Source organism: Butyrivibrio sp. WCE2006 (genome assembly GCF_000701985.1).
In the GTDB taxonomy this organism is placed as follows: domain Bacteria; phylum Bacillota; class Clostridia; order Lachnospirales; family Lachnospiraceae; genus Butyrivibrio.
In genome coordinates, this window is record NZ_JNKH01000006.1 from 55,421 (window position 1) to 75,161 (window position 19,741).

The 19,741-nt window shown below is 40.7% G+C and carries 13 protein-coding genes; all 13 read left to right on the forward strand.

The annotated features are described in order from the left end of the window. Position 1: 1 nt before the first annotated feature. The 13 genes from T501_RS05985 to T501_RS06045 all read left to right on the forward strand — a co-directional run bounded on the left by T501_RS05985 (position 2) and on the right by T501_RS06045 (position 19,734). On the forward strand, positions 2–1,249 hold the full coding sequence (locus T501_RS05985; protein ID WP_026509534.1) for an ATP-grasp domain-containing protein: 1,248 nt from the start codon (positions 2–4) through the stop codon (positions 1,247–1,249). Positions 1,250–1,366: 117 nt separating this feature from the next. Further along, the gene (locus T501_RS05990; RefSeq protein WP_081843056.1) at positions 1,367–3,919 is read left to right on the forward strand and encodes an MMPL family transporter; all 2,553 of its coding nucleotides are present in this window, start codon (positions 1,367–1,369) and stop codon (positions 3,917–3,919) included. Then, positions 3,900–7,454, forward strand: a complete 3,555-nt coding sequence (locus T501_RS05995; protein WP_044913837.1) for a hypothetical protein — start codon at positions 3,900–3,902, stop codon at positions 7,452–7,454. The genes T501_RS05990 and T501_RS05995 overlap by 20 nt, the downstream gene beginning before the upstream one ends. Further along, positions 7,451–8,452 (forward strand): fibronectin type III domain-containing protein, encoded by a 1,002-nt coding sequence (locus tag T501_RS06000; protein ID WP_044913838.1) that lies wholly within the window; start codon positions 7,451–7,453, stop codon positions 8,450–8,452. Before T501_RS05995 ends, T501_RS06000 begins: the two co-directional genes overlap by 4 nt. 33 nt (positions 8,453–8,485) lie before the next feature. Further along, complete coding sequence (locus T501_RS06005; RefSeq protein ID WP_044913839.1) at positions 8,486–9,685, forward strand: hypothetical protein; 1,200 nt, start codon at positions 8,486–8,488, stop codon at positions 9,683–9,685. Positions 9,686–9,822: 137 nt separating this feature from the next. After that, positions 9,823–10,884: a glycosyltransferase family 2 protein gene (locus tag T501_RS06010; protein WP_026509530.1), complete on the forward strand. Its 1,062-nt coding sequence runs from the start codon at positions 9,823–9,825 to the stop codon at positions 10,882–10,884. 104 nt (positions 10,885–10,988) lie between these two features. After that, entirely contained in the window at positions 10,989–12,128 is a 1,140-nt protein-coding gene (locus tag T501_RS06015; RefSeq protein WP_026509529.1) for a glycosyltransferase family 52, read from the forward strand. Positions 12,129–12,246: 118 nt separating this feature from the next. Beyond that, positions 12,247–13,998, forward strand: a complete 1,752-nt coding sequence (locus T501_RS06020; protein WP_026509528.1) for an ABC transporter ATP-binding protein — start codon at positions 12,247–12,249, stop codon at positions 13,996–13,998. Positions 13,999–14,022: 24 nt separating this feature from the next. Continuing rightward, on the forward strand, positions 14,023–15,783 hold the full coding sequence (locus T501_RS06025; protein WP_026509527.1) for a hypothetical protein: 1,761 nt from the start codon (positions 14,023–14,025) through the stop codon (positions 15,781–15,783). A gap of 20 nt (positions 15,784–15,803) precedes the next feature. Next, positions 15,804–16,262 carry a GtrA family protein gene (locus T501_RS06030; protein ID WP_026509526.1) on the forward strand — a complete coding sequence of 153 codons (459 nt, stop codon included), beginning with the start codon at positions 15,804–15,806 and terminating at the stop codon, positions 16,260–16,262. 5 nt (positions 16,263–16,267) lie between these two features. After that, positions 16,268–17,404 carry a dTDP-4-amino-4,6-dideoxygalactose transaminase gene (rffA, locus tag T501_RS06035; protein WP_026509525.1) on the forward strand — a complete coding sequence of 379 codons (1,137 nt, stop codon included), beginning with the start codon at positions 16,268–16,270 and terminating at the stop codon, positions 17,402–17,404. Between the two features lie 3 nt (positions 17,405–17,407). Next, the gene (locus tag T501_RS06040; protein WP_026509524.1) at positions 17,408–19,249 is read left to right on the forward strand and encodes a hypothetical protein; all 1,842 of its coding nucleotides are present in this window, start codon (positions 17,408–17,410) and stop codon (positions 19,247–19,249) included. Next, positions 19,222–19,734: a GNAT family N-acetyltransferase gene (locus T501_RS06045; RefSeq protein ID WP_044913840.1), complete on the forward strand. Its 513-nt coding sequence runs from the start codon at positions 19,222–19,224 to the stop codon at positions 19,732–19,734. Before T501_RS06040 ends, T501_RS06045 begins: the two co-directional genes overlap by 28 nt. Positions 19,735–19,741 lie beyond the last annotated feature (7 nt).

The following is a 19,741-nucleotide window of genomic DNA, read 5'->3' on the forward strand; positions in this document are numbered from 1 at the left end:
AATGGAAAAGATTTTTATATTGGGAGCAAGCGCTCTTCAGGTGCCTGCCATTAAGAAAGCCAAAGAAAAAGGCTTATATGTTTATGTTCTTGATTATGATCCGGAGGCTGTTGGGATTAAGGATGCAGACGAGTTTTTATGCATCAGTACAATAGATAAAGATGCGGTTCTTGAGGCTGCAAAAAAATATTGCCCGGATTATATCATAACTTCTACAAGTGATATGCCTGTTAGAACTGTTGCCTACGTGAACGAGCAGCTTGGAAAGAAAAACGACATATCCTATGAAAACTCTATCTGCGCTACTGACAAGGCTGCCATGAGAAGAAGAATGAAGGAGTGTGGCGTACCGATTCCTGAGTTCCATGTTATCTCTGATGAGGCTGAGTTTATGGATGCAGCTGACAGGCTGGGGGACAAATTTGTATGTAAGCCTGCGGATAATGCTGCAAGCAGAGGAGTAGTCCTTGTTAATAAGAGTGAACTTTCGAGGGAGTCTGATGGAAGTATCAGCGAAGCCCTTAAGGAAATCTATTCGTATACCAGGGAATTTTCAAGAAGCGGGCAGGTCCTTTTGGAGGAATTCATGGAGGGGCCTGAAGTCAGCGTTGAGTCTTTTACCATTAACGGAGAAACACATATTATCACCATAACCGATAAGATGGTGACAGAGGTTCCCTATTTTGTTGAGACGGGTCACACTGAGCCCTCAAGACTCCCCGAATCATCAAGGGAGGATATCAGGAGAGTTGCACTGGCCGCTATAAAAGCAGTTGGCATAGTTAACGGACCTTCACATACAGAAATTAAGGTTACGGATAGTGGAGCCAAACTTGTGGAAATTGCAGCAAGGCTAGGAGGAGATTTTATTACTTCAAAGCTTGTTCCGCTGTCAACCGGAGTTGATCTTATTGACTGCTGTATCTCAAGTACTCTCTCTCAGGAGGTAAAGTGTAAGGCTACAAAGAACTGCGGCGCAGCCATCAGATTTTTACATGCCAGGGAGGAAGATGAGGCAGACGATAAAAATGGAGTAATAACTGCAATTAATGGATTAAAGGAAGCTGAAAGCATGCCCGGAGTCGTGGAAGTTTCTGCTTATAAAAAGGTTGGGGATACCGTAGGGAGACTTAAAAACAGTGGTGACAGATGGGGGCATGTGATCGCTACCGGAAAAGATGCTGATGAAGCGGAAATAAATGCAACTAAGGCTGCAGAAAAAATAGTTTTCGAGATTTCTTTCAGATAAAATATGCTAAAATGAAGTATGTTAAAATAAAATATGATAAATGTAATGAAGTATGGGACAGATTTGTTTTGTTCCATACTTTACAGGATGTAAAAGTTTTGTGGGGGGTAATTTAATATGTCAGAACAAGGCAATATATCGAAAGCTTCTGTTCAAAAGGAGGACGGAGACGTCATGATGAAGGTTGCGACCTTCATAGTTGACAGGCGTAACCTCTTCTTTCTTTTATTTGGCATTGCTATGATTTTCTGTGCAATAGCTGCGGGAATGGTTAAGGTTGAGGATTCACTTTCGGCTTATCTTCCCGATTCTTTTGAGACCAGTCTCGGTCTTGATCTCATGGGAGAAGAATATACAACATACGGATCTGCCAAGATAATGGTATCAAATATTGTTTATGAGGATGCCAAGGCATTGTCAGAGACTATAGGAGAAAGAGAAGATGTTGCGATGATCACCTTTGATGAGACCGTTGATCATTACAACAATTTTTCCGCTCTCTTTGATATCACTTTTAAGTATGAGGATACGGATCAGCGATCTCTGGATGGTCTTGAAGAGATAAAGGGGATGCTTGCTGACTATGATATTTTCGTAAGTACTTCTATGGGTAATGCTGCGGCAGAGACTATTGAGAAGGAGATGCAGACAGTCAGCGCTCTCGTGGTGGTAATCGTCCTTGTGGTTTTGGTTCTTACATCAGAGACCTATGCTGAGATTCCGGTTCTTCTTTTGACTTTTGGTGCAGCAGCGCTTCTTTCAGCCGGTACTAACTTCATTCTTGGAACGATATCTTTTGTATCTGACTCGGTTACTATAGTACTGCAGCTTGCTCTGTCCATAGACTATGCTGTTATTTTCTGTAACAGGTATAAAGAAGAGCATGAAAATCTGCCCATAAGAGAGTCGGATATTCTGGCACTAAGTAAAGCGATTCCTGAGATATCATCAAGTTCACTTACTACAATTGGTGGTCTTATTGCCATGCTGTTCATGCAGTTTGGTATAGGTAGTGATATGGCAATCTGCCTTATAAAGGCTATTTTACTAAGCCTTTTGGCAGTGTTCCTTCTGATGCCGGGACTTCTTATGATCTTTGGTCCCTGGATGGATAAGACCAGGCACAAGAGCTTTGTTCCTAAGATTCCATTTGTGGGCAAATTTGACTATTATTCAAGATTTATAGTTCCACCTGCATTTGTTGTCATTATAATAGCGGCGTTCTTGATCCAAAACAAATGTCCTTTTGTTTATGGATACTCGATGATCAAGACTCCCATTAAAAATGAGACTCAGATCGCAACGGACATGATAAATGAGACCTTTGGCGAATCCAACTTTGTAGCGGTAAATATTCCTTCAGGTAACTATGAAAAGGAAAAGAAGCTGATACAGAATTATCTGGACTGTCCTGAGGTTAAGTCGGCACAGGGCCTTGCAAACATAGAAGCCATGGGAGGCTACTGCCTTGCTGATAAGCTTTCTGCCAGAGAGTTCTCAGAACTCCTGGAACTTGATTATGAGATGGCAGAGCTTTTGTATATGGCTTATGCAGTAAATGATAAGAATTATGCGAAGCTTGTAAATGGTATCTCAACCTACAAGGTTCCGCTTATTGACATGATCATGTTTTTACATGATGAGGTTGAGGAGGGTTATGTAACACTTGATGAGAGCATGAAGGAGACTCTTGATGATGCCTATGAGCAGATGAACATCGCAAAGAAGCAGCTTCAGGGCGAGAACTTCAGCAGAATTCTTGTTTACTTAAATCTTCCGCAGGAAGGTGAAGAGACATTTAATTTCCTTGATCAGATGCACACCATGGCTAACAGATACTATGAAGGACAGATCCTTATTATCGGTGAAGCTACCAGCCAGTTTGACCTGCAAAAGACTTTCTCCAGAGATAATACGGTTGTAACTGTCATATCTATCCTGGCTGTGCTTGTGGTTTTGCTGTTTACCTTCAAATCTGCAGGAATGCCTGTACTTCTTATTTTGGTTATTGAGGGTGCAATCTGGATAAACTTTGCATTTCCGACTTTGCAGAAGGACAATATCTTTTTCATGACTTACCTGATAGTAAGTTCAATTCAGATGGGTGCAAATATCGACTACGCGATAGTTATTTCCGGAAGATTTATGGAACTTAAGGATAAGATGTCCCACAGGGATGCAATCATTGAGACTATGAATTTTGCATTTCCTACGATCATTACCTCGGGGTCAATGCTTGCCCTTGCTGGAATTTCCATCGGTCTTCTTACATCAGACGGTGCGATTTGCGGAATAGGACAGTGCCTTGGACGAGGAACAATTATTTCAATTTTCCTGGTTATGTTTGTTTTGCCTCAGATACTTCTTATCGGTGCAAAGATCATTGATAAGACTTCCTTCGAGGTTTCAGTTCCGCTCGGAATTGAGCGAGAGGTCGGGCTTATGAGAATAGACGGCAGAGTGCAGGGACAGATAAACGGCAGGATAATCGGTGAAGTTCATGCGGTTGTGAGAGGTGATATAAATGCCCTTGTCAGAAGCGGAAATGTGACAAAGCTTGATGAGAATAATCTGACTCCAGAGGAGCGGGCTGCATTTGAACAGGCTCCTTTTGAGAATGCGCCTGCATATGCAGGGGGAGGAGAAGACAGTGAAAATAAAAACTCTTAAACTCATTCTTAAAAAGAGCGTTATGACTCTTATAATTGGAGCGATAGTCCTTGGAAACACTAAGGCTACAGCTTATGCTACTGATGGAATAGGGAATCAGATAACCAATGAGATTATTGATAGTGTCGAGAAAAAGGTAAAGAGCGATGCTATTGCCCAGATGGCACAAACTGCAGAGGAAGAAGAGGAAGAAGAAAAGGAAAAAGAGGTTACTGATGGAAATGCCGAAGGTGAAGGCGAAGAGAACAGCGAAGAACCGGAACCTATCGTATATGAGAATATAGACATCAATAACTATTCTGATTTTGCGGAATTTGCAAAGAACTGTAAGAGTGATGAATGGTCTCTTAATAAGATAATTAATCTTAAAACAGATCTTGACCTGTCAGGTAAAGACTTTGAAATGATCCCGTATTTCAACGGAATATTCAAGGGCGGACAGCACGTGATAGAGGGGTACGACAAAACAGATGACAACTATATAACCGGGCTTTTCAGATATATCGGTCCAAACGGAATGGTTCAGGATCTCAATGTTTCAGGCGATATCAGGATGACAGATGAGATGAAATTCACAGGCGGAATCTGTGGAATGAATCAGGGCGTCATAAAGGACTGCAAGTACGCCGGAAGAATAGAAGGAAATAATACAGTAGGAGCTATCGCTGCAATAAATGAGCGCAAGGGAGTAATCAATAACTGTATAAATGATTCCCATGTGGCAGGATATTACTTTACAGGCGGTATCGTAGGTAAAAATTATGGTGTTATCTCCGGTTCGGTCAATAACGGAAATATAAATGACAATGAGGACTGGGTTATAAAGGATGATGAGAAAGGCGAAGGAATCATTCAGTCCATTACATCATCCATCTCCGAAGAAAGCAGGATATTAAGGACAGGAACCGATACCGGTGGAATCAGTGGATATTCAAAGGGTAGCATAGTAAGGTGCACTAACAAAGGAAATATAGGATATGAGCACACAGGCTACAATATAGGCGGAATTGCCGGAAGGCAGGTCGGTGTAGTTACATACAGTGTAAATGAGGGTCTGATCAATGGCCGTAAGGATATAGGCGGAATCGTAGGACAGATGGAGCCTGACCTTGAGCCTGAGGATCTGCAGACTCTGCCTGAAGCTGCAGATAAGCTCCATGACCTTGTTGAGCAGACACTTAATGATATGGACGGCGGCGTAAATGTTTTGTCATCTGATGTGACGAGTCTTACCGGATATGCAAACGGTGTTGTGGATGATGGACATGCCCTTGCAGGAGAACTTACGACTTCGGTAAATGATAATGTCAGGACTATCAATCTTGCTCTTGAAAGATTTGAGTATGTGATGCAGAACATGCCGGGAGTTCTTGATCATCTGTCTGGAGCTTCCGATAAGATGTACTATTTTAATAATGCATTGGCAAGAGCTGTTGAATCCATAAATGTTGACGGCCAGCTCTCTGAGGATGACAGATATACCATTGAGAGCAGTGAAAATCAGATATATGAGAACGTTGCCAAAACCAGTGAAAACAAGCAACGAATGGAGGAGATTACAAACAGGATCAATCAGATGATGTATGAGACCGATGAATACGGTGATTACGTCTATGATGAAAATGGTGAGAGAAAACTAAAAGCTTTAAATGTGGATGAACAGAACCAGCTCAATTCATATCTTGCTGAGCTTCAGCAGCTAACCTCGGATTCCGGCAGCAGTATTTCCGGAATGTTTGGCGGAGTGTCTACGATTCTTGAGACTTATAAGCCTTATTCACAGTCTTCAGAGGATGCTGTTTTAGGTGAAACACAGAATGCGATATCGGCACTTCAGGATGCTGAGGGCGAGCTTAAAGAGGCTGCAAACGGTGCAAGAAGCATCATTGACTATCTGAACTCTCAGGAAAAGCTCAGGGTTTCCGGACTTGGCAGTGACTGGGATGCAAGTCTTGATTCACTCCATGCAAATCTGAGGGGGATATCCGGTTCGATTGAGAATATCAATCAGGATGGTAAGTCGACCTCTCATACCCTTAATTCAAATCTTAATGCAGTAAATGATCAGATAAATGTTATTTACCATATCATTTCTGATCAGTTTGATATTATTTATAATGATGATGCGGCAGTTTTCAAGGATGTTTCCGATGAAGAGATTCAACAGGCGAGGACCGGAAGGGTTGACAGCTCCAAAAACAGAGGAACCGTAAAGGGAGACATCAATGTAGGCGGTATTGCGGGTTCCATGGCGATAGATGATGAAGATCCTGAAGAAAATGCTGCAGGAAACATCAACATCGGAAAGGGAAGCAAATATACTTTAAAGAACATAATCTGCGAATGTGAAAATGAGGCTACCATCGAATCCAAGAAGGATGGAGCAGGACTGATCGTTGGTTATATGGCTCAGGGTATAGTTACATCCTGTGACGGATACGGACTTGCAAAGAGCACTGAGGGTAGTTATACCGGCGGAATTGCAGGCCAGTCGCTGTCCATAATAAGGGATTGCAATGCACTGTGTCTTCTTGATGGAAATAAATATGTAGGAGGTATCACAGGCTACGGAACCACAATCACAGGATGTAATGCGCTTGTTACATGGCAAAAGACTCCGACTGAGAGATACGGATCAATAGCAGGAATTGTTAATACTGATTCTGAAACGAAGAAAGCTAAGCTTGATAATATCAGCGGTAACTATTTTGTTGAAAATAAAATAGGCGGTATCGATGACATTAGTTTTGAAGGGATAGCGCAGCCTCTTGGATATGCTGAGCTTATTGAACACGGAAGGACACCGGCACAGTTCGGACACCTTAAGGTAGTGTTTGAAGTAGAAGGACAAAAACTTGGTGAGCAGGAGCTTCCCTATGGTGAGAGTCTTGAAAAACTGGAATTCCCTAAAGGTGAAGAAAGGGAGGACTTTTTCATAAAGTGGCCCGATGTAACCGGTAAGGTTATGGACGGAAGCTATGTTTTGTCCGGTGAGTATGTAGCAACAAACAAGGCTATCGAAAGTACTGAATTATACCAGAGCACAAACAAGCATATCGCGATTCTTGGAGGTAGTTACGGAGATGACGCGCATATAACGGCTGAGATGGTGGAAGAACCGGAATATGATATAAATAGCCCATCTTTGGAAAAAAGAGTTGTTAAATACAAGATAAGTATAGATGAGGGTACTTTTTCACAGACAACTGAAAGAAAAATAAGAATTTACAATCCCTACAAAAATTCAATTGTTAAGATTTACAGGGATGAGAATTGGGAAGAAATTCCTTCCAGGGCGATTGGAAGCTATCTTGAAATAGAGATGGATGACAAAGAGGCGATATTTGCTGTGGTTGAAAGAACGCCTCTCATCCTGAGATTACTTGATCTGTTTGGAATTATTTCCGTAGTAACCATTGCCATCCTTATTGTAAATTCGCTGATAAAGAAGCATGAGTTTGGCCATTTCAGACGTAAAAAGTCAGCTAAAGATAATGAGAAAGAAGTAACAGACGGGAAAGAGGAGAAAAAATGAAAAGTCTGAAGAGTTTTTGCCTTAAAAAATATATACCGGTACTTGTACTGTTTTTGGGATTGCTATGCTTTAATAAAATCGGAGTTAATGCAGCAGTTTCAGTTATTACCCAGAGCAGGCTTTCAACAGACAGTGCTACGGTAAACTGGACAAGAATTACGGGGGCAAAAGTCTACTATCTGGGGATAGGAGAAGATGAGACCGAAGCCAAAAATTCTGCACTTTCCCACGCTCTGAGCTTTGAACAGGGGACCCTGAGCCATACATTTACAGGCTTAAAGCCCGGAATGAAGTATACTGTTGTACTTAGATATGTTCGTGACGGGAAAGACGGACAAAAAGAGGATCAGGCAGGAAGTGTCATAATAAAAACGCTTCCCGGAAAGATAAGCGGTCTTACCCAGACAAGATGGTACGCTAACAAAAAGAAAGTATATGTTGGCTGGAATGAGCAGAATGCAGGAAACTACAGATATGTTTTCATGGATAAGGCAGGAAAAAGGATAAAATCAGGGGAACTTTTCACTAATTCCTTCAGTAGCAGGATAGATGACAAGAAATGCTATTCCTTTAAGGTCAAATCTGTTGCTATAATAAACGGTAAAACATATGAAGGCGAATGGTCGGACAGAATATTTCTTTTTGCACAGCCGATGATAAAGGCCTATAATTATGGGAATGATTTTGACCTTGGCATCAAGAACAAAAAGCTTGTACTTAAGTGGGATAAATCAAAGTATGTAAATGCCGGATACAGAATTTATGTATCAAAAAACAGAGACAAAGGCTATGTTAAGGTAGCTTCGGTAGGGAAAAAGAAGACTTCTGCTGTAGTTAAGAAATTTAAGGGGAGCTCATTTAAACATTCAGGAACCTACTATGTCTACGTGGAGGGCATAAGAAAATATGCCGGAAAAATAAGCTCTACAGGAATAGGTTATGTCTGGGAGTACAAAAACGGGAAAGTAAGACAGACCTATTACCATGGAGATTATTGATATCAGGAACAATAGAAGGATAAGGGGAAAACAATGTACGAGATCGGTAGCGAGTTTAATTTGGAAAAAGCTGTAAGAAGAGACGATTTTATCAGTATCTATTCAGACCTTGCTCAAAGAGGCAGCAAAAACATAGAGTTTTTGAGATGTGGAAGAGATGCGATAGGCTTTGTTGCAGATGATATTATTGCAAAGAACAAGGGACTTAAACATGTTTTTATCCCTGCATTATCCTGTGATTCAATGGTAAAACCCTTTGAAGTAAGGGGCATGGAGGTTTCATATTACAAGATAGAAGAAAATCTGTGCATAGCCAAGGATGCTCTCTTTGACAGAATAGAAGAGGTTATGGGAGGCACCTCAGAGTCAGAAGCTTTTGCGGTACTGATCATGAACTTCTTTGGAATTGCAGATACGGATGAGATATCAGATGGACTTAAGAAGAGCTTTCCCAATGCGCTTATTATTGAGGATGTGACGCACATTTTGATGGAGCCTGAATCATTTTTATTTGAAAAGGACAGGGCTGATTATTATGTGGGAAGTATCAGAAAGTGGCTTGGAATTCCTGACGGTGCATTTGCTATATCAAATACCGAATTTGTAATGGGAGCGCTTACCGGAGAGACAGATTTTACAGCCCTTAGAATGCAGGCTCTTACTGAAAAAACAGAGTATCTTGATAACGGAGACAGTGAGCTTAAGACTCATTTTAGAGAGCTGCTTTCAGAGGCAGAGGACTCCTTAAGTGACGGCCTTGATCCCTACCATATGTCAGATGTGAGTGCGGATTATCTGAGCGATATTGATCTGTACAGAATATCAGACAGAAGAAGGGCAAATTACAGAAATCTGTATAAGAAATTAGAAAGTCTTCCTCTTTGCGGGAAAGCTTTCAGACTCCTTCCTGAGATACCTGTAAATGGAAACAGTGAAGGCTATAAATATACACCCTTTATGCTTCCGATTGTTCTGGATATAGAATTCATGAGAAGAAGCGCAATTACCGATGACGGGAAAAACATAACCCGCGACGGATTTGAGAAGAGACTTGCGCTTCGGGGAATTTATGCACCGGTACTATGGCCCATAGCTGAAGAAGGTGCAGCAATATGCTATAATGCTAAGGGTTTTTCCGAAAACATGCTTGCTTTCTGGATTGACCAGCGCTATAGCAGATTTGACATGGAAAACATCGTGGATATTCTTGGCGATGAACTTAGTAGAATGTAGAATTTCATCAGAAATTCTATATTCGTATTGGACAAGGCCCTTGCAAAGCGAGGGGCGTGTCCTGCAGAAGGCAGGATTCCTGAACGCCTTTTAAGAAGTCTTAGAAATATCGAATGTGACTTGGAAAGAGCTGATAAATGCGACTTAGTGTGATAGTTCCTGTCTACAATATGGCAGGAGAAGATAAATTGAAGCATTGTCTTGATTCACTTGTGAATCAGACGTTGCCGGACGGTGAGATAGAGATTATCGCTGTGGATGACTGCTCTACGGATAATTCTTTTGAAATTATGCAGACTTATGAGAAACAGTATCCCGGGAGATTTATAGCTATTCACAGCAGTGTCAATCACCATCAGGGAGGTGCCAAAAACATCGGGCTTGGCAGAGCCGGTGGAGAGTGGATTGGCTTTATTGACGCTGATGACTGGGTTGTTCCCGATTATTACGAGAGATTACTTAAAAGGGCAGATGAAACCGGAGCCGATATGGTGGGCTGTGACTACAGTCTTGTTGACAGCTATACCTTTAAGCCCGGGCAGGTTGTACACAATAATAATTCTGAACAGACAGGCATAATGGATGAAGAAAAGTATAAAAAGCTTATTCTTGATACCGGAAGCCTTGTGGTAAAAATATATAAGAGAAATATTGTCCTTGGTGATAAGAGAGTAAGCTCTGAAAAGATCGATGTTTTTCCCGAGGACATTTTTTATGAGGATAATGCAGTAAGTAATACATGGATGCTGAGGGTAAAACATTTTGAATACATACCGGAGCCTCTGTATTTTTATTATCAGCACGATGCGTCCACGGTTCATACTATTTCAAAAAAGAACCTGGAGGACCGGATGACTGCGGGACGACAGATCCTTACTGAGGCTAAGACTCATGGGTATCTTGATAAATATAAAGATGAGATAGAGTTCATGTATACTGTACTTTTTTATGTGAACACTCTGTTTTCAGCAATGCCCAAAGAGCAGCATATAAAGGACTGTTACAATTTCACAAAGAGAATGGGGGAGGAAATGAAGGAAGCTTTTCCTGATTTTCAGAGTAACCCATATTATATTGACAGGATTCATCCTGAGGAGAAGAAGCTTATAGGAATGCAGATGAAATCACATATGATGTTTTATCTGTATTACAGGCTTTTGTGGTTTTACAGAAATCTCAGGAAAAAGAATAGAAGCTAAGATTTGTACTGCCCGGGAATGCGAAGCAGGACAGGGTAACGGTATTGGAAACAGACCGTTTTTTGTCAGATAGAGACATTTGTTTATAGATGAGGAGATATAACTTGCACGATAGAATCTATGTATGTCACACTTTCTATCATGTTTATGTGACATGTCTGAAAGAATTTCATATAATGCATCAGTTTGCAAAAGAAGGCAGTGACTTTACTTCTTCAAAAGCAGGGGATGGAAGTAAAATGGCAGGGCGTGCCACTTTAGTGCTTTCCAAAATGAGTAATAAATTTGGCTCAATGGTGGAAAGAGCAAGGAACTGCGGACTTTTTGAAGAGGTTATAGAGTATGATGAGAAGGAGGATACGTTCTTTCCTGAGCTAAAGCCACTTCGAACCAATACAGGAAGTCTTCCTAAAAATATGTTAAACAGAATAGAATTCTGCAGGAGATTTGCGCAGCTTCAGGAGAAGTATGTGCCTGTTGATTTTACAAAATATAAGGATATCTATGTCTTTTGTGATTCTGATCCCATAGGCTATTATCTGAATTATAAGAAGATAAGATATCATGCCCTTGAGGATGGTCTTAACTGTATAAAGTACGGAGACCAGGCCCGCTATGATAATAACGGACATTTCAGGTTCAAGGCATTTCTTGCATCTACGGGACTTATTTTTATTCAGAATGGGTGGGGCAGATACTGCATCGATATGGAAGTTAATGATATATCCATATTGGATTATCCCTGCCCTAAATATATTGAGGCTCCGAGGCAGCCACTGGTGGATGAGCTTACAAGGGCTGACAAGGAACTTATGCTTAAGCTGTTTGTTGAGAATATGCAGGAATTAAAAGAGCAGCTTGACGAGGGTAAGGATAAGCCAAGGGTTCTTATTTTATCAGAGCCCCTCTGTGATCTTGAGACCAGAGAGAGACTTTTTAAGGATCTTGTCCGCGAATACGGAACTATTGATGGCAAGGATGCTATAGTAATGATAAAGCAGCATCCGAGAGATTATCTTGATTATGAAAAGCTGTTTCCGGAGGTGATCCTTCTTTCGGGAACATTCCCCATGGAGATGCTTAACTTTATAGATGGACTTAAATTTGATAAACTTGTATCTGTATATACTGTAGTGGACTCAATTAAATTTGTTGATGAAAAAGTGTTCCTTGGAGATGATTTCATGGATAAATATGAAGCACCTGAGATACACAGACTTAATGAGCAGATAATTGATGACTGATTCAGAATGACAATTCAGAGCCTGGTATCGATCGGGAATACGAAGCATGATTGAGTAACGGTTCTGGAATTAGAACGGTCTTTGCCAGATAATAAACTATCGTTATTAGAGGAGAGAGATGAGAAAAATTTATCAGAAGATGATGCTCCTTCTTGATGGGAGACAGAAGAGACAGATGGTACTTATCATTATCATGATGCTTATAGGCGGTATTCTTGAATCGCTGGGAATCATGATGATCGTACCTGTTATGACCACAGTTGTGGACCCTGAGGCGGTTAAAGCACAAAAGTTTCTATCCGCTCTATATAATATTTTGGGGTGTCAAAATACCACGCAATTTGCTGCAATCATAATGGTTTCGATGATCCTTGTGTTTATCATTAAAAATATTTTCCTGTTTTTTGTTAATGTGGTGCAGCTAAGGTTTGTATATACCAATCAGTTTGCTACTTCAAGGCGCATGATGATCAATTTCATGGAGAGACCTTATGAGTATTACTTGAATGCTGACACTTCGGTTATTCAGAGAAATATCACTTCAGATGTAAACAATATGTACGGACTGATTCTCAGCTGTCTTCAGCTTATTTCCGAGATGATAGTTTTTTCCTGTCTGGTAGTAGTTCTTCTTACCCAGGATGCCAGAATGACACTTTCAATTGCGTCACTCCTTGTGGCTGTACTTCTTATAATCAAGTTTGCAGTTAAGCCCGTAATGGTCAAGGCAGGACAGGATAATCAGGATTACTACAGCGGGCTGTTTAAGTGGATTGAAGAATCTGTAACCGGAATTAAAGAGATAAAGATTGCCAATAAAGAGAATTATTTTATAAACGGTTATGCCAAGTGCGGTGAGGGCTATGTCAATGCAGTTCAGAAATACAACCTTTATAACTCAACCCCAAGGCTTCTTATTGAGACCATAAGTATTGGCGGTATGGTTGGATATATGCTTATCGTCATGATGAGCGGTGAGAGCTTAAAGAGTATGCTCCCTCAGATGTCAGTTCTTGCAGCGGCAGCAGCAAGACTTCTTCCAAGCGCCAACAGAATAAACAATTATCTCACATCAATTTCATATTTTGAGCCTTTCTTTATGAATGTAAGTGACAATCTTCAGCAGGAAATCAATGATGGTTCAATCTCCTACAGGGCTGAGGATTATGAGAAGATGCGCGAGGTTGAAAAGCTTCCCGTTCATAAGACAATAGAGCTTAAAAATATCACGTATCATTATCCAAATACGGATGCGTACGTGCTTAAAAATGCAGAAATGAGTATACCGGTAGGAAAGTCAATCGGTATTGTAGGTACCTCAGGAGCCGGAAAGACCACGATAGTTGATATTCTGCTTGGACTATTGCAGGTAGAGAGCGGTGATATTTTGGCGGACGGTGTGGAAGTAAGAAATCATTATCCCGAGTGGCTTAAAAATATCGGATATATTCCGCAGACGATTTTTATGCTGGATTCAACCATCCGTAAAAATGTGGCCTTCGGAATTCCCGATGAGGATATAGATGATAATAAGGTCTGGGCAGCTCTTAAGGAAGCCCAGCTTGATGAATATGTAAGATCTCTTCCTGATGGGCTTGATACTACAATAGGAGAGAGAGGAATACGACTTTCCGGTGGACAGAGACAGCGTATCGGTATTGCGAGAGCTCTGTTTGAGGATCCGGAAGTACTTGTGCTTGATGAGGCAACAAGTGCGCTTGATAATGAAACAGAGGCGGCTATCATGGATTCTATCAACAGACTTCATGGTAAGAAGACGCTTATTATAATCGCCCACAGACTTCAGACTATTGAAAAATGTGACATGGTCTACAGAGTAAACGGACAGAAGGTTTCAAAAGAACGCTAAATTTTGGGGGTTAGAGAAGAGGGTATGTTAACACTAAGGACCATAAAGAGTAAGGTTTTCAGATTTAAAAAATATCAGAAGCCGATGGAGAAATGGCTGTTTCCTTTGATACTGCTATTTTATCCTCTGATTGGTGCGTCTCAGGGTGTTGACATAACGGATACAACCTACAGTCTTGGCAATTATCAGTATTTGGATGCGCTTGATCCCATGTGGATGATCGCAACCTATATTCCAAATGTGTTGGGAAGACTGTTTATGAGTCTTCCCGGCGGAGATACAATGCTTGGAATGAATATCTATTGTTCCTTTGTGATAAGTGCAACTGCCATCACTGCGTATTATCTTTTGCAGAGATGGATGCCGGGCTGGATGACTTTTCTTGGGGAAATCATAGCAATCAATCTTTGCTGGTGCCCAAGAGTAATTCTTTATAATTATCTTACTTATTTCTGTTTTACTGCAGGCACGCTTTTTCTTATGCATGCCATGACGGATTATGAGATCACGAAATGGAAGTTTGTTCTTTCCGGAGTATTTTTTGGATTGTCGGTGATGGTGAGATTTCCCAATATAATCGAAGCAGCCATGATTCTTATTCTCTGGTATTATGAGACAATCCATAAACGTGATATAAAAGAGATTCTTGGTAAAACAGGACTCTGCATTCTGGGATTCTTTATTGGGTTTATTATTCCTTTTATTTTTATAAGTGCAAAGTACGGAATAACTGCATATGGTGATATGATAACGTCCCTGTCCACTATGTCTAAGGGGGCTTCTGATTATTCGGCTTTCGGCATGCTGGGATCAATACTTGGTGCCTGGTACAGGAGTTTCAGGAATATGATAATTATGATTCCCTGCATGATAGTAGGGCTTATCATGATAATGCTAAAGCCCGGGAGATACTACTGGATAAAGAGAATTCTTTATGTTGCAGGGATATTTGTGCTTCTGCTTTTTTATTACAAGAGCAATGTGTTCACAAGAAGCTATTATTACTATGACTCAATGTTTGAGCCTGCCATGATGTTTCTGATATTTGGACTTGGATTCCTTTTGGTGGGAGTTACACCTAATATAAACGGGCAGGCATCAGAAAGAAGTCTGTGCCTTGCAGCGCTTCTTATAATTTTTATCACACCTGTCGGAAGTAATAACTATACATATCCTCTGATTAATAATCTTTTCATCGTAGCTCCTTTTGTGATGTGGATGTTCAGAAGAGTCAGACAGGCAGCAGGTCCTGTGGAAATCCACTTCACCTGGAAGGCTATGTATATGGCGGTTTTGGTGCTGCTGTTTGTACAGGGTTCACTTTTTCATCTGGAACACAGCTTTGTGGATGGAACAGACGGAACAAAGAGGACTACACTGATAGGCTCCATGGATATTCCAAAGGCTGCAGGGATGCATACGACGATTACAAATGCAGAAGACATTTCTGAAGTATATAAGTGTTTAAATGATAATGATCTTGGCGACAGGAGTCTTCTTCAGTTTGGTAAGGCTCCGGGGCTTTCTTATCTGATGGATATGGAGCCTGCCATCTTTACAACATGGCCGGATCTTGATTCAAATACAACCGAAAAGTTTTCAGAGGCACTTTCTTCATTTAACGGCGATGAAAGCAAGGATTTACCTGTGGTTATAATAAATCCTGATTTTGAGGGAGAGGTGCTTGCAGAGGAAAAGTACGACCTGTTATTGGACTTCCTTAGCACTTGGAAGTATAATAATATCTTCGATAATGGTCGGTTCGAAATCTATACTGCCGACTGAGGAATTGGAAAGAGGATATTATGAATAATTTATTTCAGCAGATTATGAAGTTTGGGCTTGTGGGAGTTTTTTGTTTCTTTGTTGACTACTTCCTGTATCTTGGGGCAAATTTTCTTTTTGAAAAGGCAGGGATAGCAGCGATTTTTCCTAAGTACTATCTGATATCTGCACTCGTTGGATTTACTGTTTCTGTGGTTGTTAATTATATTTTGAGCTTCAAGTTTGTCTTTGTACGCCGCGATGACATGAGCAGAAGGAGAGAGTTTGCTATTTTCCTTATCTTAAGCATCATAGGTCTTGGAGTTAATGAGCTGTGCCTGTATATAGGTATTGATCTGATCTATATGAACTGGGGATGGCTGAAGAGCATTATGAGTGAATCATTTGCCAAGAATCTCTTCTTCAAGTTTGGTGCTACAGGCGTGGTTATGGTGTACAATTTCGTTACACGTAAGATTTTCCTTGAGCAGAAAGGCTGAAAAATATGAGAATCAATTTTAATGTTCCGCCCTATACAGGGAAGGAAATGGAATATATAAAGGAATGTGTTGAGAACCAGAAGATTTGCGGAGATGGCGCATATACCAAAAAAGATAATGAATGGTTTGAGGAGAAAACAGGTGTAAGTAAGTGCCTTCTTACAACCTCCTGCACTCATGCTACCGAGATGTCAGCAATACTTGCGGGCATAAAGGAAGGCGATGAAGTTATCATGCCTTCATACACTTTTGTGTCTACTGCCAATGCATTTGTCCTTAGAGGTGCAAAGGTTGTATTTGTTGATATCCGCCCTGATACCATGAATATCGACGAGAACCTCATCGAGGCAGCCATAACACCAAAGACAAGAGCCATTGTTCCTGTTCATTATGCGGGAGTGGGCTGCGAGATGGATACAATAATGGATATAGCAAAAAGACATAATCTTTTTGTTATTGAGGATGCAGCTCAGGGTGTTATGAGTACCTATAAGGGAAAAGCCCTTGGAGCCATCGGTGATTTTGGTAATTACAGCTTCCACGAGACCAAGAACTATAGCATGGGCGAAGGCGGAGCACTGCTTCTCAGAGATGAGACTTATGTAAATGATGCGATAATTATCAGAGAGAAGGGAACAAACAGAACTCTTTATCAGCTTGGTAAGGTGGATAAATACACATGGCTTCAGCCGGGCTCATCCTATCTTCCCAGCGATATGAATGCTGCTTATCTCTATGCTCAGCTTCAGATGGCAGATGAGATCAATGATGCCAGATTACAGTGCTATGACAGATATATGGAGGCCTTCAGAGATATGGCAGAGGCCGGCTTGATTGAGCTGCCCTATGTTCCCAAGGAGTGTGTACATAATGCGCACATGTTCTACATCAAATGTAAGGACTTTGAGGAGAGAGAGGGGCTTATAAAGTATCTTAAGGCTAACGATATCCTGCCTGCTTCTCACTATGTTCCTCTACACACATCAACAGCGGGACTTAAGTACAGCAGATTTAACGGTGAAGATAAATATACTACCAAAGAGAGTCTGCGCCTTCTTAGACTTCCTATGTATTACAATCTTACCCGTGAGGATCAGGATGAAGTGGTGATGCGCGTTAAAGAGTATTACAAGGCTTTGTAAAATATGAAAAAAGAAAGCAATTGTTCAAAAAACATAATTATAGGTCTCATGACTGCGGCTTTCGCAGCAGTCATGGGACTTTTGTACGCTTATTACTATGATTTAAATGATGATGTACTGATGAAGGATATTCTCGCAGGTGTTTTTACAGGAGAGCCTGCTTCACATAACATTCAGATGCTTTATCCCATAAGCCTTATTCTTAGCGGTGTATACAGAATGTTTAGTAATGCAGACTGTTACGGGATTTATCTTATTTTGTGCCAGTATGTCAGTCTTTTTATATTGATAAGGTTCTGCGTTATAAATATATTTTCACTGCCAGAGGGAAAACCTGGGAGAAAACTGTCACCTGCTAAAAAGACAATAATAAGGCTTTTTGTTGCAGCTGCACTTTTTGTTATATCTTTTGCTCTGATTGCAGGTCATTTTGTTTTTGTTCAATATACCTTTACCGTGGCAATGCTATGCGCAGCAGCAGCGGTTTTATTTGCAGACAGAAGAGGCGTCTTAGGGACAGTATTGGTTATTTTGGCATTTCTAACAAGATCTGAGATGACAAGTCTGATGCTTCCTTTTGTACTTCTTATTCCGTTTTACAGATTTCTTGAAGAGGATAAGAAGGGAAGGAAAAAGGAAATAGCCGCAGTTCTTATTATTGTGCTTGGTCTTGTGGCTTCTGAGCTTTTAAATTTCGCAGGTTATTCATTAGGGGAATGGAGAGCCTTCAATTCATTTTTTGACAGCAGAACACAGATATATGACTTTTACCAGATACCGGATTATGATGATAATAAGGAGTTTTATGAATCAATTGACTTAAAGGAAAGCGAATATGAGCTTCTTGTTAATTATAATTTTGGAATCGATGAGAAAATAGATGCAGGGAAGATGGCAGAGATTGCTGCCTATGCAAAGAGCATCAGAGAGAAGGAAGGCCTATTTGAGGCAGTAAAGAGATGCCTTCCACTGTATTTATACAGACTAAGAAGTGTAGGAATTCCCAAAAGCTTTGAGTATCCTATGACGGATGCTCCCTGGAATATCATTACACTACTTATGTACCTTGTGGTGCTGGGGTTAGCATTTCTTAAAGGAAAGCAGAGTAAAAAAGCAGCTTCTGAAATGGGTAAAGCCTTTTTCAGACTCATTGTTCTCTTTGCAGGAAGAACTCTTTTGTGGATGTATATTCTTGTAAGGGGTAGAGATCCTATAAGAATCACGCATTCTCTTTACCTTTTGGAGATTGTGGTACTTGTGATATTGACTTCATGGATATTAAGGGATATAGAGAACTTCGATGGTACAGGCAGCGATAGAGACTGCACTTTTAATTATCATTTCCTCACCGGAGGTTGTCTTTTAATATTCCTTGTAATAGGCGCTGTGTTTACTCTTTTTCAGGATAAGATCATAAGAGCAGAGATTGCAGGAAGGGAAGCTACTAATAAAGCCTACGAAGAGCTTGATGAGTTTTTCAAAAATAATGCTGACAGATTTTTCTTTGAGGATGTTTATACCTCTGTGGCATATGAGGACAGTGGCTATACCTATTCTCAGAGAATTGGCATAAAGGCTGATAATGAGATTTCAAATGCGATCCTTATGGGAGGATGGGCATCAAAAAGCCCGCTGGAAAAAGAAAAGCTGGCTTTTTATGGACTTGATGACTCCATGGAGATTGCACTTTTTGATGAGAAAGCTTATATAGCTGCAGATAAAGACAGAGACATGGGCTGGATTGTCAGATATTATGAAGATAAGGGAAAAAGTGTTGAGCTGACTAAAGAAGAGGAAGTTGGAGGGGAATTTGTGATATGGAAATTATCAGAGGAGAGAAGGTAGACTTAAGGCAGATTACCTATGATGACACACCTCTTGTGGTGAAGTGGAGAAATAACCTCAGGGTCAGAAACAATTTCATATACCGGGAGGTTTTTACTGAGGAAATACATAACGGCTGGATGAAGAACAAGGTTGAAACCGGCGAAGTTTGTCAGCTGATAATATGTGAAAAAAGTGGTCGCCCTGTGGGTAGTGTTTATCTAAGGGATATTGACGAAGATACACATGAAGCTGAGTATGGTATTTTCATAGGAGAGGATGATGCCACAGGCAAGGGCTATGGTAATGAAAGTGCTGAGCTTATGTGCGAATATGCAAAAAAAGAGCTGGGACTTAAAAAACTGATTTTAAGAGTTTTTGTCGGCAATGATGCCGCGAGAAAAAGCTATGAGCATGCGGGGTTTACCTGGTGCAAGGACCTTCCTGACGTTAAATGCTCAGATGGTGAAGTTAAGGATATGATCCTTATGGAAAAGATACTTTAATGTTTTG

Excerpts from the sequence above, each read along its gene's own strand:
- T501_RS05985 (WP_026509534.1), top strand. The coding sequence starts at position 2 with ATGGAAAAGATTTTTATATTGGGAGCAAGCGCTCTTCAGGTGCCTGCC.
- T501_RS05990 (WP_081843056.1), top strand. The coding sequence starts at position 1,367 with ATGTCAGAACAAGGCAATATATCGAAAGCTTCTGTTCAAAAGGAGGAC.
- T501_RS06000 (WP_044913838.1), top strand. The coding sequence starts at position 7,451 with ATGAAAAGTCTGAAGAGTTTTTGCCTTAAAAAATATATACCGGTACTT.
- T501_RS06005 (WP_044913839.1), top strand. The coding sequence starts at position 8,486 with ATGTACGAGATCGGTAGCGAGTTTAATTTGGAAAAAGCTGTAAGAAGA.
- T501_RS06010 (WP_026509530.1), top strand. The coding sequence starts at position 9,823 with ATGCGACTTAGTGTGATAGTTCCTGTCTACAATATGGCAGGAGAAGAT.
- T501_RS06020 (WP_026509528.1), top strand. The coding sequence starts at position 12,247 with ATGAGAAAAATTTATCAGAAGATGATGCTCCTTCTTGATGGGAGACAG.
- T501_RS06025 (WP_026509527.1), top strand. The coding sequence starts at position 14,023 with ATGTTAACACTAAGGACCATAAAGAGTAAGGTTTTCAGATTTAAAAAA.
- T501_RS06030 (WP_026509526.1), top strand. The coding sequence starts at position 15,804 with ATGAATAATTTATTTCAGCAGATTATGAAGTTTGGGCTTGTGGGAGTT.
- rffA (WP_026509525.1), top strand. The coding sequence starts at position 16,268 with ATGAGAATCAATTTTAATGTTCCGCCCTATACAGGGAAGGAAATGGAA.
- T501_RS06040 (WP_026509524.1), top strand. The coding sequence starts at position 17,408 with ATGAAAAAAGAAAGCAATTGTTCAAAAAACATAATTATAGGTCTCATG.
- T501_RS06045 (WP_044913840.1), top strand. The coding sequence starts at position 19,222 with ATGGAAATTATCAGAGGAGAGAAGGTAGACTTAAGGCAGATTACCTAT.